Origin of the sequence: Methylovulum psychrotolerans (assembly GCF_002209385.1) — a bacterium.
GTDB lineage: Bacteria > Pseudomonadota > Gammaproteobacteria > Methylococcales > Methylomonadaceae > Methylovulum > Methylovulum psychrotolerans.
In genome coordinates this window covers 4428615-4444699 of record NZ_CP022129.1, presented here as the reverse complement: position 1 = coordinate 4444699, position 16085 = coordinate 4428615, and the positions used below count along the sequence as shown (strand labels likewise).

The 16085-nt window shown below is 48.8% G+C and carries 16 protein-coding genes; 3 read left to right on the top strand and 13 right to left on the bottom strand.

What is annotated here, in order from left to right:
- Positions 1 to 349: 349 nt before the first annotated feature.
- Positions 350 to 799 (bottom strand): hypothetical protein, encoded by a 450-nt coding sequence (locus CEK71_RS20030; RefSeq protein WP_088621037.1) that lies wholly within the window; start codon positions 797 to 799, stop codon positions 350 to 352.
- Positions 796 to 1056 (bottom strand): hypothetical protein, encoded by a 261-nt coding sequence (locus CEK71_RS20025; protein WP_088621036.1) that lies wholly within the window; start codon positions 1054 to 1056, stop codon positions 796 to 798. The genes CEK71_RS20030 and CEK71_RS20025 overlap by 4 nt, the downstream gene beginning before the upstream one ends.
- Before the next feature lie 608 nt (positions 1057 to 1664).
- Between CEK71_RS20025 and CEK71_RS20020 the strand changes: the two genes are divergently transcribed.
- Genes CEK71_RS20020 through CEK71_RS20010 form a run of 3 tightly spaced genes read left to right on the top strand, consistent with a single transcriptional unit; the run spans position 1665 to position 4420 of the window.
- Complete coding sequence (locus tag CEK71_RS20020; RefSeq protein WP_088621035.1) at positions 1665 to 2387, top strand: hypothetical protein; 723 nt, start codon at positions 1665 to 1667, stop codon at positions 2385 to 2387.
- 9 nt (positions 2388 to 2396) lie between these two features.
- Positions 2397 to 3236, top strand: coding sequence for a serine/threonine-protein kinase (locus tag CEK71_RS20015; protein ID WP_088621034.1), 840 nt, complete (start codon positions 2397 to 2399; stop codon positions 3234 to 3236).
- A gap of 2 nt (positions 3237 to 3238) precedes the next feature.
- Positions 3239 to 4420: a hypothetical protein gene (locus CEK71_RS20010; RefSeq protein WP_198328351.1), complete on the top strand. Its 1182-nt coding sequence runs from the start codon at positions 3239 to 3241 to the stop codon at positions 4418 to 4420.
- Here CEK71_RS20010 and CEK71_RS20005 read toward each other — a convergent pair whose 3' ends face one another.
- From CEK71_RS20005 to CEK71_RS19955, 11 genes are all read right to left on the bottom strand, one after another.
- Positions 4421 to 5149: a PP2C family protein-serine/threonine phosphatase gene (locus CEK71_RS20005; protein WP_088621033.1), complete on the bottom strand. Its 729-nt coding sequence runs from the start codon at positions 5147 to 5149 to the stop codon at positions 4421 to 4423.
- Between the two features lie 112 nt (positions 5150 to 5261).
- Positions 5262 to 5603, bottom strand: a complete 342-nt coding sequence (locus CEK71_RS20000) for a hypothetical protein (RefSeq protein WP_088621032.1) — start codon at positions 5601 to 5603, stop codon at positions 5262 to 5264.
- A 1-nt stretch (position 5604) separates the two neighbouring features.
- Positions 5605 to 5847, bottom strand: coding sequence for a hypothetical protein (locus tag CEK71_RS19995; RefSeq protein ID WP_157679470.1), 243 nt, complete (start codon positions 5845 to 5847; stop codon positions 5605 to 5607).
- Positions 5807 to 6553 (bottom strand): hypothetical protein, encoded by a 747-nt coding sequence (locus CEK71_RS19990; protein WP_088621030.1) that lies wholly within the window; start codon positions 6551 to 6553, stop codon positions 5807 to 5809. Before CEK71_RS19990 ends, CEK71_RS19995 begins: the two co-directional genes overlap by 41 nt.
- A gap of 39 nt (positions 6554 to 6592) precedes the next feature.
- Positions 6593 to 7390 carry a hypothetical protein gene (locus CEK71_RS19985; protein ID WP_088621029.1) on the bottom strand — a complete coding sequence of 266 codons (798 nt, stop codon included), beginning with the start codon at positions 7388 to 7390 and terminating at the stop codon, positions 6593 to 6595.
- Between the two features lie 322 nt (positions 7391 to 7712).
- Positions 7713 to 10412: a hypothetical protein gene (locus CEK71_RS19980; protein WP_088621028.1), complete on the bottom strand. Its 2700-nt coding sequence runs from the start codon at positions 10410 to 10412 to the stop codon at positions 7713 to 7715.
- Positions 10413 to 10872: 460 nt separating this feature from the next.
- On the bottom strand, positions 10873 to 11346 hold the full coding sequence (locus CEK71_RS19975) for a hypothetical protein (protein WP_088621027.1): 474 nt from the start codon (positions 11344 to 11346) through the stop codon (positions 10873 to 10875).
- Between the two features lie 39 nt (positions 11347 to 11385).
- Entirely contained in the window at positions 11386 to 11718 is a 333-nt protein-coding gene (locus tag CEK71_RS19970) for a hypothetical protein (protein ID WP_088621026.1), read from the bottom strand.
- A 436-nt stretch (positions 11719 to 12154) separates the two neighbouring features.
- Positions 12155 to 12895: an Lcl domain-containing protein gene (locus CEK71_RS19965; RefSeq protein ID WP_088621025.1), complete on the bottom strand. Its 741-nt coding sequence runs from the start codon at positions 12893 to 12895 to the stop codon at positions 12155 to 12157.
- 76 nt (positions 12896 to 12971) lie between these two features.
- The gene (locus CEK71_RS19960; RefSeq protein WP_088621024.1) at positions 12972 to 14345 is read right to left on the bottom strand and encodes a M16 family metallopeptidase; all 1374 of its coding nucleotides are present in this window, start codon (positions 14343 to 14345) and stop codon (positions 12972 to 12974) included.
- 419 nt (positions 14346 to 14764) lie between these two features.
- Positions 14765 to 16000 carry a hypothetical protein gene (locus tag CEK71_RS19955; protein WP_088621023.1) on the bottom strand — a complete coding sequence of 412 codons (1236 nt, stop codon included), beginning with the start codon at positions 15998 to 16000 and terminating at the stop codon, positions 14765 to 14767.
- Between the last annotated feature and the right edge of the window lie 85 nt (positions 16001 to 16085).

Below are 16085 nucleotides of genomic sequence, written 5' to 3'. Positions count from 1 at the left end.
TTGCTGAACTTCCATAAAAGGAAGAAAAAACATTGTTTCTGAACAGAATTTCCTTAACTTAATGGCAGTGACCCCAACCCTCCCCATCAGGGGAGGGAGCAGTCTTACCCTATACATTTGTGTTTTTAACAAATTCCCTACCCTATTCAGGGCGGGTTTTATGAAAAACTTGATGATCGAGTAATAAAGGTTAGGAACGTGCATGAAATAAAATCTGTCGTACAGGCGAAAATCAGGGGAAAAAACGCCTCCCCCTGGCAAGGGGAGCCCTTCGGCTTCGCTCAAGAGGGAGGGGGTTGCCGTACTTTCGCCTGTTCGACAGATTTTATTTCATGCGCGTTCCTTAGCGCTATCCCCGCAACGCCAAAGCCACCGCCGGCACATCAACAACCCAACCTAATTGCCCGGCGCGGCTCATCGGCGTATCCGCCATCGCCAACAACACCGCCTTATCGTCTTCGGTAAAATGCGGGATAAAACTCTCCGCCACTAACCCGTCCATTATCGCGGTAAACTTATCCAGCACCGCCGGAATCGCCAGATCGAACACGGCAAAAATATCCAACGCCCGCACCGTCGCCTTACAGACCGGGCTAGTGTCGACCGCGCCCTCAATCGCCAACAGCAAATCCCGCAACATAAAATACTGGCGGATGTCATGGCTGCTCAGCTTACCCTTAACCGTCAGGCTAGGGCGGTTCATCAGCTCGACAATCGCGCCGTCATCCCCGGCGGCAATCAAGGGCGCAAACGCCGCCGCCCACGGACCACTGGTCAATTCTGCATATAACGTCGTCATTTAACCCCCATTTGGTAGCATTTAGGCATCTCTAATCGCTGCATTTCAGCAACAAACGCCGCTTGGCTATGGTCAACAATGCCAAACAGCCGTAAAAACACCGTATCAATGGCGCGGTTAAACAGCCGCCAAAACACCGACGTGTCCTTTTCCCGGAAACTGCGGGCAGAAATCGTCTCATCCGGCATCCCGTTAAACACCAGGACATTCAACAACTGGTCCAACGCGATAAGACCGTTAAAAAAATAGGCGTGCATCGTTAAGCCTTTAGGTCAGTGGCATAAAAAAGGGGCCAGCAACACCGCGCGGCGGCAGGGGGGATTGACTTATGCGCCCCCAGCACAGGCCGGACCGCATTGCTGGCTTGGGAGTAATGGTAATGTCACGACGTGGGAGAATAGAGAAAGATTAAAGAAAAAAGAAAAAAGATATAGATACCCACTCATTAAGCGACACAGAGACAGGCCAACCTGACCTGTTGGGTTAGGCGCAAATAAAGCCCTTTGTACTCCATTGGAGAGGCCGCACCGAACAGAGTGCACCGGATCCCTTTAGCCATTGCACGATATAACCGTGTGTACTAACGTTTAGCCTGTCGTTTGCTTAACGCCGGACTTTATATTATCTATACTATGAACGGCATTAGATTGCGTTTATTGGAAGTGTCAATTCCAACCCTCATCTGTTAGAAAAGAGAGTGACAAGGCTCAATTAGTGACCGCTCGGAGTATAATTAGCTTATAAAATGGTAATAACTCATATCATTGGAAAGATTAAATTGTTAAACTATACATAAAATATTTGTTTCGTACAGCAATATGCTATGTGCGAAAAATTGGCACTAATTTAATTATAGGAGCAAAAAGTGTCAAATGTAATTATTATTGATGCTAGCAAAGTAGATATTGGTTTAAGGCACAGAATTGGACGGAATGGCCCAGAACTTGACATGGTTCATCAATTCATTGATATAACAGCACAAAAATTCAAACAAAAAAAAACTAGCCTAGCTGTGTTTATTGAACCCATGGTAGATACTGCTTACCCTGATGTGGTTTTTGCCGAATATACTCCTAATCTTTTAGATAATTGGCATCCGTTAAGAAACCGACTTGAAATAATCGACATAAAAATATTTGAAAACATCAGAGCCATGAGAGGAGGCAATGCCTCATCAATAATCGAAAGAACTCACTTTAGCTACAAAACTATCATGCTAGCCATAGAACGCCTAACTGATTCAGGTTTGATTGAGCGTAAAAATGGCAAATGGAATTCTAAGCCTTTGAAAGAGATTTATGGCATAAAACGACTAATCTCGGTTGAAGCAAAAATGGGACAATGGGATATATTACTAAATCAAGCAGATGCAAATAAATGGTTTGCTTCTGAATCATACGCATTATCTCCCATAAAAACCCCAAAAGAATCGACAATACAACGATTTAAAGCGTACGGCATAGGATTATATAGCTTCAATGACGGTGAAGTAATCGAAATAAACAAAGCAGAGAAACAAAATCTCCCCACAAGCTATATGTCTTGGATGTTCAATGAATGGGTAGGACGATATGCAACTCAATATTAAGGAGGCAGTTTGAATTTAACTTGTTTTGAACAACTAGGTCTTAGCGAATTAATTCTATTGAAAGCCACGGGCCAAAAGACAGTTTATACGGCCATTTCTCCTGAACACGGTAAAGTGATTCTCAAGATTGTAAAGCCCGACCAAAATATTCAACGCATTAAAAGAGAAATCGACATTATTAAAGAATGCCAAGGATTTAATACTTCAACGATTTACGGAAATAGCGTCATTCACTGTAATGGCGAAGAGCTTTTTTATATTATTGAATCCTTTATTGATGGTGAAACGCTGCGTGATTTTATAGAGCGCCATCAAAAAGTGGATTATATCGAAGTTTGCAAATTCCTAAATGTCATGCTAAATGCACTAAGCATTTTAGAAAAAAGAAAGCTAGTACATAGAGATATAAAGCCTGACAATATTATGAGAACCCCAGATGGCAGGTATTTTCTTATAGATTTTGGCATTGCCAGAGATCTGACTAAAGAGTCATTAACAGATTCTAAAAGCCATTTTGGCCCGCATACCGCAGGATATGCGCCAATAGAACAAATCAATAACGAAAAAACTAAAATTGATAGCCGAACTGATCTTTATGCAATAGGGGTTATTGCTTACGAAATGCTTACAGGAATGAATCCATTTTTAGAAGGGTGTCAAAATATCGTTCATGTCATCAGAAAAGTAGAACAGGGTGATTATGCTACATTACCAAAAAATGATACATTCGATGAAATAAATGACTTCATTCATAGCTGCATGAATAAGTTTATAAACAGAAGGCCAACAACGGCATTAGAAGCATACGATTGGTTTAAGGATATTTACATCATAGCAACAAGAGACTAAGTATGGATTTATTTTTACAGTTTGGGCATGGCATGTTAGACCATTGCCGCCATCTCATTACTAAATGGGGTGAAGGTACTGTTATTTTGAGTCCCCGTGACTTAAAAGAAGAGCAGCTTAGGAAGTTCTCCACAGAATTATTAAAAATGAACGGGAAAACTTTATTTGACCCACAATACTATAACCCAAAAGCAAACCATAAAAATCTAACTCAACATGTACACTGGTTTGAAGACTTCAAGACAGACATGTTATCTGATATAAACTGCATTGAAAGTCAATTCAAAGAGATTAAATCTATTAACGACTACTCCAATACCTATGCCTATATCATACCTTCGGTATTGTGTGACAACGTTGATAAGATATGGATCGACATACAAGATATTTTTTTGGAGGCATCCGCAAGAGTATTTAATGATAAAGATAAATACATTACCATCGCCTTAAAAAAAGAAGTTTTGCTTGACGAATTTGCTATTGAAAAACTGGTTGAAATTTCCAAGGATTGGGCTGTTGATGGTTTCTATATTGTACCAGAAGGAGGGTATCTCATTGAAAATACAAATTGGTTGGCCAATTTAGCCATATTAGTTGCAGGTCTAAAAATTCAAAATAAAAAAGTCATTATTGGCTATTCCAACCATCAAATGCTTTTTTTAGCTTGTTCAAAAGCAGATGCTATTGCGTCAGGGTCTTTTTTAAATGTGCGTTCTTTTAATGCCGGGAAATTCAATACTAGTGATGAGGATTCTATTAGCAGAAGGTCTATTTGGTATTATTGCCCTCAAGCACTTTCTGAATATCGGCTACGAGCATTGGATGCGGCAAAAAAAGAAGGTGTTTTAGATGATTTGAAGCCTTATGGAACAACAAATGAATATATTAAAACCCTATTTTCTTCAACCATGCCCTCAACATCAGGATTTAATGAAAAACTGGCTTTTAGACACTATCTAAGCGAATTAAAACAACAATGCAAGATTTCAACAAAAGGCACGTTTCAAGATACACTAGCCCATCACCAAGAGCTATTAGATAACTCACTGACCTTTATTCAGCAACTAAAAAAGAATCATGTGCGTGAATCAGGGAGGAGTTTTGAAAATGTCATCGATTATAATTATGATGCGCTGAGGATACTTGAACGAGAAATGGGCGTTTTACTAAAAAGAAAATGGTAGCTACATATATTTAACGACAAGAGCGGTTAAATCGTCACTTGACCCTTTTTCCAGAGACTTATTAATTAAATTAATGACATTCTCTTGAATATTGGTGGATTTTCTTAAAATCCCCTCTATTTCTTCTTTTTTTAGATAATCGTGAATACCATCTGAGGTTAACAATAGGCGTTCATCTGGCTCGAATACATTGTTATATACGTCAATATGAATTCCATTTTTGCCGCCTAATGATTGTTTGACAACATTCTTATATGGATGATTATACCTCATCCCATCTCCAATCACTCCTGCATCAATTAATTCTTGAACATAAGTATGGTCATTTGTAAGCTGTATAAGATTTCTCTTTGTCAACTTATAAGCCCTTGTATCGCCCAAATGATAAACTGTAATTAATTCATTAGAAGAATATACAATGGTAAAAACCGTGGAAGCTTTGCAGAAAAATTCTTTCCCTAAATAAGCATGTACATTATTAATTATATTTAAAATAAGTGCGTGGGTTAACTGATTTTTATGTTGTGAAATTTGTTCTAATAAATAATTAGCCGCAAAACTCCCTTTTGGGGCACTTCCAAGGCCATCTGCAACCCCAATGATGAAGGAGTTTTTTTTAGATTGCGCTTTATAGGAACCGTTCTGAGCGATATAGTTATTTATAAGAAAACAATCATCGTTTTTTGAACTTTTTGAACCTCTCTGGGTTTGTGAATAAAAGTGATACATAGAAATAATCCTTGAAATCTTGAACGTTTTTAAATTATGATAAATCTATTGTAGCCTTATCCGTCATGAAAAAATAATACGTTAGATAATAGGCCATTTGGCTATATTTCCCCTACCCCCGCAGCCCCTCAATAACTGCCTCCAAACTCTGCATCCGCTGCTCCAATTCCGTCTTATCCGCCCGCAACTCCGCCACCAGCCCGCTTAACTTCTGGTTCTCATCCATCATCGTCTGCAAGCTCTCAAACAAGGTCTTGTTACTGCTGTGCAAACGGTCCACCTCGCTGCGCAACTGCTCAATCACCGTGGTATAAGATTGCGCCGTGGCAATATCGGCATCATTATTTTTAGCCGTCAGCACCAAGCGCTTAAACAACAGCCATAAAGTCGGCAAGCCTAAACCAATAGCCAACCCGGCTTGGGCGTTTTCGGGGGGGATGGGGTTCCATAACATCTTACAGGCTCCGGGTTCTAATAATCTGATTGAGCCGCTCAATAATCGCCATCTGCACCGCTTGCGCGTGGTCTTCATGCTTGCGCCATTGCTCAAAGGTTTTGCCGTCAAAAAAAGTCTTCGCGTGGCTGGCCGGGGTCGCCAGCGCGGCGGGCAGCGGGGTGTGGGCGTACAGCACCAACTGCCCCGCCAAGGCCAATAAATCATCTTGCCATTGCCCACGCCAGTTCGGACAAGCACTCAACAGCTGGAAATCGCGCCGGAAACAAATTGCTTTCCGCCCCCCCTGTCGGTTTCGGCAGCACCACCAAGCCGCTCTCGTCCACGTCCACCGCAAACAAATGCTGCAACTGCTGTTGGCCTTGGTAAAACGCCGCCAATAATTGCGCAAACACACTGTCAGGATAGGCCGCAAACACCTGCATCCGCTGGCGGATCACCTCGTCCAACGCCCCATCATGCCCAGTCTCGGCAGGCGGGTGCGCCGCCGGATACAATTGCGCCGCCAAACAGCCCAACAGCCAATGGAAACGCCCGCTGATGCCGTCCAACTCACCGTGCAGCCGCTCGATACTCTCCGCCATCGCCCCGCTCAGATGCCGCAACATAAAGGCATCGCCTTCCACCTCACCGACGCTAACCGGCGCGGCCACCGCATCCACCTCACCTGCCAGATAATCCAAAAACGCCCCCTCATCGCCGATAGCAAAATTCGGCTCATCCAAGGTCGCGGCCAAATAATACGCCACCGCCAACAGCCGTTCCTGCACTGTCCACAGCCGGACATCGGCCTCGCCGTCCAGTACCTTAACGCTATGGGACAATAAAAACGTGGTCGCCTGCTCATGCTGGTCGGCGGGGATTTTCGCCAGTTGCACCGCCGTGGCAATGCTCAACTCACCCAGTTCGGCGGTCAACCGCGAGGTTCTCAAGGTCGGAAATTTAATCATAAATGCCGTAAAAAGAAGAAGAAAAAGACAGGGCCATCATCAAATTAAAAAAGTCTGCGCGGGCGGCGACCATTTTTTTTGCCAGTCGTCACTGTCGATCGCGCTCAGCGACGTCAAGGTCATCATCACCGACATTTCCACATAGTCGCCAAACTTATTAATCGGCGCACCCAAAGGCAGGTTAATCGTGGTAATCACCAACGGCGCGAACACTTGGTTTTTATAGCGCATACCGATATAAGTGGGGGCTTGCGACGGTAACAGCACATCTAAAGCCGTGCCTTTACCTTTATCGGCACTGGCATACTCGCCCAGATCATCGGCTAATTTTTTCGGCAAGCCCCAGGCCATCAACTGCCTGATGGGATCTTGCACTTCGGCTCTGGCATCGGACCAAGCGCGGAACAGTGCGGTAACGGTGATTTTTAACGGCAGCATCCCCGAAAACACCTGCAACGAATTCAGCTTCGTCAAGCCCGTGCGCCCCTCAAACTGCTTAGAAAAATTCAACGGACTCTGTTTTTTATCCGCCGCACTCAATTGGCTGAGCGGGTTTTTCGGATCTGACAACGCCTTCACCGCCGCCGCCGTCAGCGGCTTTAAAGTATCCGCCTGAACTTTAGCAAACAGCAACGACGCGTTGCTCTCATCGCCCATTTTCTCAAACGGCATTTGCCAGTTGGCGGTCATCTCCAGCTTAGCATCGGTCAGCGGCGCTTTAACGGTCGTGCCATAATCCCCAATGGCCGCGCCATTGCTGTCCACCTCGTAAAACGAAGCCAACAAAAACGGCGACAACCCATCCCAGTCAGAAACCAAATCGTTAACCACCGCCATTCCCCTTGCCCGGCCACACGCCCAGCCCCTGTATTACATGAAAAAGCGGCCCTACTGGCGCGGTACTGTGCATTGTTTATCTCCTGAAATTAGAGCCGCATAAGCAACTGCCCATTCATCATTTAACCTTCTTATCCCTTCGTTCCCTGAGCGAAGCCGAAGGGAACGAGGGGAACGAGGGCTGGGGCGAGATTAAATCCACACCCGTTAAAAAATAAATGTCCACCAACTTAACTCACTGCCATTCGGTTAAGGACCCCACAGCCCTTAACCGAATAACAGCGCGGCGGAGCTTACCCCAGTAAGCCCCGCCGCCCTACCTTTAGCGTTTCACCAAGCTTTGGGTTATGGTGATTTGGCGCACCGCCCCGTCATAGCTCAAGCTATAGGCAATGTCCATCACATCATAAGGACGCTGTGGGTTCGCCGCCACCGTATAGGCAAACGTACGTCCACCCAACTCGGCGGAAGGCACCAGCCATTTGGCCTGCTCAGCCCCTTCAAACAAGGCCTTGAGATAATCGCCCATTTCCGTGACCGCATCCTGCATCGGCAAGGCCAACACATCTTTACCAAACCGGGCAATGGCGGCATCAATGGCGACGCTCATTTCCGAAACCGAAGTCAGCTTTCTTAAGCTGTTCGTCACCGGGGCTTGGGTCAAGAAATCGACAAACACATACTTGCCGCCGGACGCGAACGACTCAAACAACACCGGATTGATCCGCGCATCCGCCAAGGCCGACAATTCTTCACGGCTAGGCGCGTATTCTTGGCGCATACCCCGACGGCTCAGCGGCCAATTCGACCCGGCCACCGGGGCGTTCTTTTTCGCAAAACCTTTGCTGTTTTTCACCGCATTACGGCGGCAGGTATAGGCCGCGTTCAGTGCCGCCGACCCTAAAGCCAAACGGCCATTCACGCCGATAGGGTCATCACAAGTGATCGGCGTCCAATAGGCATGGAGCAAATGTGCGGCATCTTTGGCGGTAAAGTCCAAATTGTCGACAAAACTGATGGCATCTAACACCGAATTTGCACCGCCGACCACAAACGGCACGTCAAACTTAAACGGCGTATTGGTCTCATAAGCCAGATTCGCCAACTCCGACAACAAATTCGCGTCGGTGCTACCGCAGGCGACAATCGTGCCGTATTGCAGCACGGTGTCTTGCAACTTACGGCGGGCGTTATACAAATCGTTACTGTTATACGCAAACGCGTTGATGCCGCCTTCAAAGAAATACAGCACCGGATCGACCGAAGACACCCATTGTTCTTGGCCGTTGGTATCATAACCATAAGCGGACGATAACGGGCTGATACTGGTATTCGCCCCCACCACCAACTGCACGGCATCGGTTTGGCTGGCGACCACATCCGGCAAATACGTCGAATTGCCAAAATCATCGGTGGCATTTTCTTGCAAACTGCCGACAAACTGATACAACACACTGCGGTCAAACGGATCAATCAAACGCAGGGTAATTTCGTCATTCGCTTGCGCCACGCCTTTAACCACCTTAGGGTTGGCATGAAGAGCCAAGATAATGCCGTCATTAAAGGCTTCCAAATGCTTTAAGGCAAACAAATACGGTTCAGCGTAAACGCCAGGGGCAAGGACATCAGCAACAAACTCTGGGTTATTGGCTTGGTCAATGGTCGCCGTGGTGGTGGCGGCGCTGTATTTCGAGCCCCTTTGCACCATGACCACCCGTGAAATCAGGCCGTTAGCCACCGTCGCATAGGCTTTGGCTTGCTTACCGCCATCCGTCGGGGCCGAGATAGCCACCGTAACATTCGCGCTACCGTTCAAAGTCTCGCCATCGCCCTGCTGCGGAGTCAAGCTGATAATAACCCCGTCTTCGATGGCGCTGACGTGCGCCACCGTACTAATCGGATTGGTGGCGGTCGAGCGCGTACCGCTCAGCGTCACTGCTGCCCCGACCGCAAAATTCGCCCCGGTTGACCCATTACTGGGAGCCAATGTCTGCAACGCCCCGCTAGAGTTTTCCATTTCGACATCAAACAGCACCTTGCGGGTAATCTTAATCAAGTTGCTGTTAGAATAGCCGCTGCCGCCAGAAACCTTAATCCCAGTGATTTTCCCGTCCTGAATCAGGCTATTACCATTTTCATCCAGCAACGAAATGGTTTCGCCCGCACCGACCGAAGCACCGCTCGCATCAACAATGTCGATAAGGGTATTGTCCGCGTCATACCATAAACCTTGCTTGGTCATGGTGACCACCGCATCCGTCAGGCTACCGCCAGATATACCCGACAAAGTGGCGACCGCCGTAGCGGGGTTAGCGGCATCTTCCGCCACCGTCACCGTCGGGTGCGAATAACCGCTACCGCCACTCAAAATGGCGACCGTCACCCCATCTAAAGAACTGTCGGCCTTATTTCTTGGCCAAATCAATTCCGCTTTCGCACCCGCACCGCCGTTGGTTATGCCGCTATACTCACTGATGGTAATGACCGAATCGGCGTTATAGCCGCTGCCGCCCCAGACCCGCACCCCCGTCACCACACCGTTAGTATTTACCTTGACGATAATAGTCGCGCCAGTGCCGGCCGCAATCGTCACTTGCGGTCTTTGATATTGATTGCCTTTGGTAGCGATGGTAACGGCGGTGACCGCACCGTCACCAATCACCGGCGCTAAGCTAATAGACGTTGAAGAGGAAGCATAAATCCACTTATGGACGGTCAGCGGCTCACGCACCAAGCGTTGCACCACGGCATTAGCCGCACCGTTGCTTAAGGCCTCCTGCAAATGCACCCGCGCCTCATTCAGCCAAACCGCCGAAATGCGCGAGCCGCGCTTGCCCAATTTCGCCACCAGATTCGCCCGGTTCAGTAAAAACGGCTTGTCATAACGGCCACGCGGCAACCGCGCCATCGTCGCGATATTTTGGTCGCTGTTATCGGCGTTAACAGGAATACTGGAATTATCCTGCAACGGGTTTAACTGGATACCCGTCTCGCTGCCGAGTGTTCTAGTGAATAAATTCATTATGTAACCTCATTGATTTAACTGTAATAAAGTGGCGGTCGCCTGATCGGGCGGGCGTGGCGGCGGTCTGAACAACTGCCGCCCTGGCGCGGCTAACAACCGCCCAAGCCATAGTATGACCGCCCCACCCCGCCGCCTCAGGCGGGTTTTTCCTATACCGCAGGCACAAAAAAAGCCCCGCCCGCCCCCGTTCCCTGAGCGAAGCCGAAGGGAACGGGGGCGGGAGGGGCTTTTTCCCCTAACTTTCGCCTGTACGACGGAGAAGGCATAAGCTCCCTCCCCTGCCAAGGGCGACTGCACGGATGCACACCCTCAGGGGCGTAAATACCCACGGGGCATGAAGGAGGTAGAGCAACGCAAGGAGCGGTTGCCGAGAGGGCTGGGGTGGGGTTTAACACGCAGAGATGTAATGGAACGCCTACTTAATTTTATGCACGTTCATTAACAGAACACAGGCATCCTAACCGCGCGTAAACGCCACCGCCTCACAACGGTTACACACATAACGCAGACAAAACGGCGGGATAGCGATTTGGGCGCGGATATCCACCACCGTAAAGGCCTGTGTCACCCCATAATCGTGGTAACGGTAAATAATATCGTTCTTAGCGACCACCAGCGCCGGATCTTCCGGGGCAATCAAAAACGTCACCTCTCCCGCCGCCCCATTCTCGGCATCCAGCTTATCCGTCATCGGCGCGGCGGCATAAGGGTCGGCAGGCAACAACCACCCCGTACCGATTTGCGCAAACGCCAGCGCGTCCTCATCATCCGCCAACAACACCCCCAAGCCGCCCAGCGTCGGCAAATGGCCGCTCAGCGGTTCAGAACGCGTCGCCGTAGCGCGGATAATCACGCAACGGTAATGGCTAGGATGGTTGAGGATAACCTGGCGGGTCATCTTATTAATCGCATCGGGGATAGTCGTCAGCATAAACACAGGCCTGTCAGTTGCTAGTCATAAAAATACGCCTCAATTCACCCAGACCGGCTTGCCGTCTTCGCGGAACTCCGCAATAGACTCAAAACCCGTCCGGCGTTTTAGCTGGTCTAACTGCGCCGGATTCGGCAACACCAACACCTTCATTGGCAAGGCCTCATCAAACCCGCCCAAGCCCGCCGCCGCCAGCACCGCCAAAAACTCATCGCGCCGCCCATACACCCGCTGCGACACCAACGACATATCCCACACCTCATCCGGCAACACCTGATAATACACCGCCCCCTGCAAAGGCTTGACGGTCTCGGCAAAATACCGCACTTCCCGATAAAAACTATTCGCCGCTTGGCTGTCTTGGTCGCTCATCGTTCATACCCATAAAATTGGCAATACAATTGCCGCCTCTCCCAACCTTCCCCTTGCCAAGGGTAGGAACTTTGTAATGGTCAACAAAAACCGGACACTTTCTTAGGCAACCTTGCTGTAAAATTCCCGCTCAAATTCCAAAGGGGTTTTATAGCCCAATGTCGAATGCGAACGTCTGCCGTTATAAAAAGCGAAATAAATCAATGACTTATGCGTATGGCTCAGAGATTTTAATCAACGTATTTCTGTCCGTTTAATGAAAAAAGCCTTATTTAGATTCTCCCCACCCCAGCCCTCCCCATCAGGGGAGGGAGACGGGCTTCGATGCAGCTTGTTGTTTTTAATTAATTTTAATTTTCATTATCCGGTAGCTGTGCTATTTATCTGAATGTTAAAAACTTGATGATCGAGTTTACATAATAAAACACAATAATACCTAACCCCGCACCAAGCGCACCGCGCACGGCAAGCTAGGGTTGTCGTTAATCGCCAAACCTTCGCTAAAGTTGACCAGCCACGCGCCGCCGCCGTAGCCTGCGTAGGGCGAGATTGTCCATTGCCAGCGCGGGTTGGCGGGGAATACTTGGGCGTTGATGAAGCTGGCTTGGCCGATTGGGCTATCGAGCAGGGTTTTTAGTTCCGTCACGGTCGGTAAGCGCCAGTCGGTATAACCCGCATAACCGCCTTGCTGATTAAACAGGTGTACCGCCTCTTGGGCGGCTTGCCACGCATATAAGGCGGCTTCGCCTTCTGCCTTGTCGGTTTGCCAGCTTTGCCCTAAAGCAAACCGGCACCAGATCAGGTGGCTTTGGATGTCGTGGGCCAAACCGTTACTTAAGGCGCGGTAATGGCTGATGACCTGTTCGGTAACGGGCGGTTCTTTCGGGTGGGTGGTCGGCTGCGGGTCTTCGTTGGGCGGAGCCGACGCGGACGCATGATGTTTATATTTGTGCTCCTGCTCCTTAATCCACGCATCATGCTGCTTGCGTTTGACGGGATCGAGCAGAGCCTCGCGGGCATCGTTTAAAATACGGACAATCCGCTCGGCGGCGGCCTTGTCTTGGCATTTGTCAGGATGGTGCTGTTGTATCAGGGCCTTATGCGCCGCCTTAATCACAATATCGGGGGCGTTGTGAGCGACTTTTAAATTGTCGTAATGAGTGCGTATTTTTGCCATAGCGTTATTATTATTTTTTCGATGGGGTTATCAAGGCGCAAGGATTGCTCCTGCGCCCTAACAAAGACATCTTATTTTACTGTCTTCTGGCGGATAATTTTACTACCTTCTGGGCGGCAGGGGCGGCGTTTATCGGTTGCGGATCCAAATAAGCGACGTTCAGATGGTCGTCAACCAAGTAACGCCGCGCCACGTCGCGCACTTGCTCGGCAGTCACTTGATTGATTTTACTGACATATTCGTCGGCTTTCTGCCAACCCAAGCCAACCGTCTCCAGCATCCCTAACTGCATGGCTTGGTAAAAATTGGAGTCGCGCTCATAGACGGCACTCGCCAACACTTGCGCCTTAATGCGTTGCAGTTCGTCCGGCTTGATCGGCTCTTGTTGCAGGCGGGTAACTTGGCTGCGCAATTCGGTTTCCAGTTCCCAAACGGTTTTACCTTCGGCGGGGGTGGCTTCCAGCTCAAACAAATCGGCCAACCGCGAGCTGAAGTTATAGCCCGCCCCGGCGGACACGGCAAGTTGCTTGCCACGCACCAATTCCTTACTTAAACGGGCACTGGAGCCGCCGTCCAAAACCCCGGCCAGCACTTCCAGCGCGTAGGCTTCCCACTCATGTTCGGCGGTTTTTAAGGACGGCACTTTATAGCCTAAGATCACCGACGGCAATTTGGCGGGGACTTTCACGGTCATTCTGCGCACACCCAATTGCGGGCTTTCGGTTTGGGGTTTCAGGGGTTTGAGTTCGCCGGGCTGGAGACCGCCAAAATACTGCTCGGCTAAAGAGAAGGCCTGGGCAGTATCGACATCGCCGACGACGACGAGCGTGGCGTTATTGGGCGCGTACCAGCGTTGGTACCACGCTTGTAAATCTTCGACCTGATAATTGGCGATATCGACTGGCCAGCCGATAATCGGGTTACGGTAGGGGCTGCTGGTAAACGCCAGCGCCATAAACTGCTCGGACATTTTCGCCTGCGGGTTATCCTCGGTGCGCATCCGGCGCTCTTCAGTGACCACTTCCAGCTCTTTTTTCAGCTCATCGGCAAGCAAATGCAAATGGCGCATCCGGTCGGCTTCCAGCTCAAAGCTCACCGCCAGCTTAGAGGCGGCCATAGTTTGGAAATACGCCGTGTAATCGTGGCCGGTAAAGGCGTTCTCATCGCCGCCGTTCTCGGCGATAATTCGCGAGAATTCCCCCGCCGGATGCTTATCCGTGCCTTTAAACATCATGTGTTCGAGCATGTGCGAAATCCCGGTGATACCGCCCGGTTCGTAGCTGGAACCGACTTTATACCACACCTGCGAAACCACCACAGGCGAGCGGTGGTCTTCTTTCACCAGCACTTTTAAGCCGTTACCCAAGACGCGCTCGGCAACAGGAGCGGCGGCTTGGCTAGCAACGGCAGGTAAACACAGCAACACAGTGCTGACGATAAGATGCTTCATAATTCCTCACGATAGGGTTAAAAATCCGGCTGGCAAACCGATAGTAGTGGGTTAGGAACGTGCATGAAATAAAATCGCAAGTACAGCAACCCCCTCCCTCCTGAGCGAAGCCGAAGGGGTCCCCCTTGCCAGGGGGAGGGGCTTTTTCCCCTGACTTCGCCTGTACGACGGGGAAGCCGTTCGCTCCCTCCCCTGCGAAGGGGAGGGCTGGAGTGGGGTTTAACACGCTGAGGTGTAATGGAACGCCTACTTAATTTCATCCACGTTACTTAGCGAGAAACAGGTTTCTTATAAAAAAAACCAGCCTCCTAAACGCGGTAAGCTTTGCTTAAACAATACCTTGCCGGACAGACAAGGCCTTATTCCCAACGTCCGGACAACCCCATAAGCCAGCAGATAGAACCCTACCCTAAGGCTTATCAGAATTGGTACATTAAGCTGACGCGATAACCACTGACATCCTTACCCGTCGCGCTGAACAAATAATTGCCGCCCAAGCTCAACGCGCTTAGCCAATGCTTATCGTTGACGGCTTTCACTGTTATACCCAATTCATTGTATTGGTCAACAAAGAAATGCGAGCCAAAATATTCGGTGTCGGTAAAGTTACCTGCCACATTCAGCTTATGCCCCCAAAAATCGCCATTGACGTTTTTGCTGAGGATCAGGCCGTTCTTTAAAATATAGTTTTGCAAATTCGGGTCGACCGAATAACCTTTGACTGCAAACGGCAAGGTGGTGTAGTAACCTGCCATATTGCCGATAGTCAGTTTTAAGCTATTAGGGTCTAAAGACTCCAGGTCAAAGGTGTATTTGCTGGTCACCGTACCCGAAGCGACATGCCCGGCATCGGCCAAATCGAACGAGCCGCGCAAGCTATACGCCACCGCAGGCGTTAACACCCATTTATCGTTCATCCGGTATTTATAGGCAACCCCCGCGCCGCCGTCGTAAGAAGTCGCGCCTTGGGTGTCGATATAAGTAAACGGTGCCGACACAATAATCTGTTGCCTATCATCCAGCTTAACCGTATAGCTGAGCGGCAGGGTAAACGTATCGACCGACTTGCCGCTTAAATCATAATGCCCATAACGGATACCGCCATCAAAACGGTTTTTTATATTGGGGTTTTTGCGGGTAGAACCAGACCAATCATCGGTCATCGCCAACAAATAGGCGTTTTCGACCATAACCCCCATCAAACTGGACGGATTGCCGCCCAAAGGGTCTGCCGGGTCAACCTTAGCCAATTGTTTATTAATGCTGGCATTGTGGCTTCTGACAAAGTTTTCTACTTTTGTATCCAATTGTTTGCTCAAACTGCCTACACCGCCGGGCGTGACCACCACCGATTGCTGAATCCCTAAACCTGGAATGGTGACGTTAACCTGCGTGGTGGAGACTTTTTGGAATTCAATCGGTACGCCCTTAAAATTCATAATAATGTCTGCCCCGACTGTGCTTTTCACGCCAGGAAACAGACCTTGATAATTTTCCGGATGGTTAGCCGCCTTAATGGCATCATCAAAGGTTGCGAACCCTAAACTACGGGTTATACCGCCCAAGGTCACCGTAGTGTCAAAATTATCCGCCACCGCCGCTTGTGCGGCACATAACAGAGTCAGGGCGGATAATAAGGTATTTTTTGTTTGCATGGGCGTTCCTACTAAAGTTGAATTGACATTTTACCAACAAGATATGACAAAAATGCCACATTTTGTTGTTGGCAGCCATTTTCAA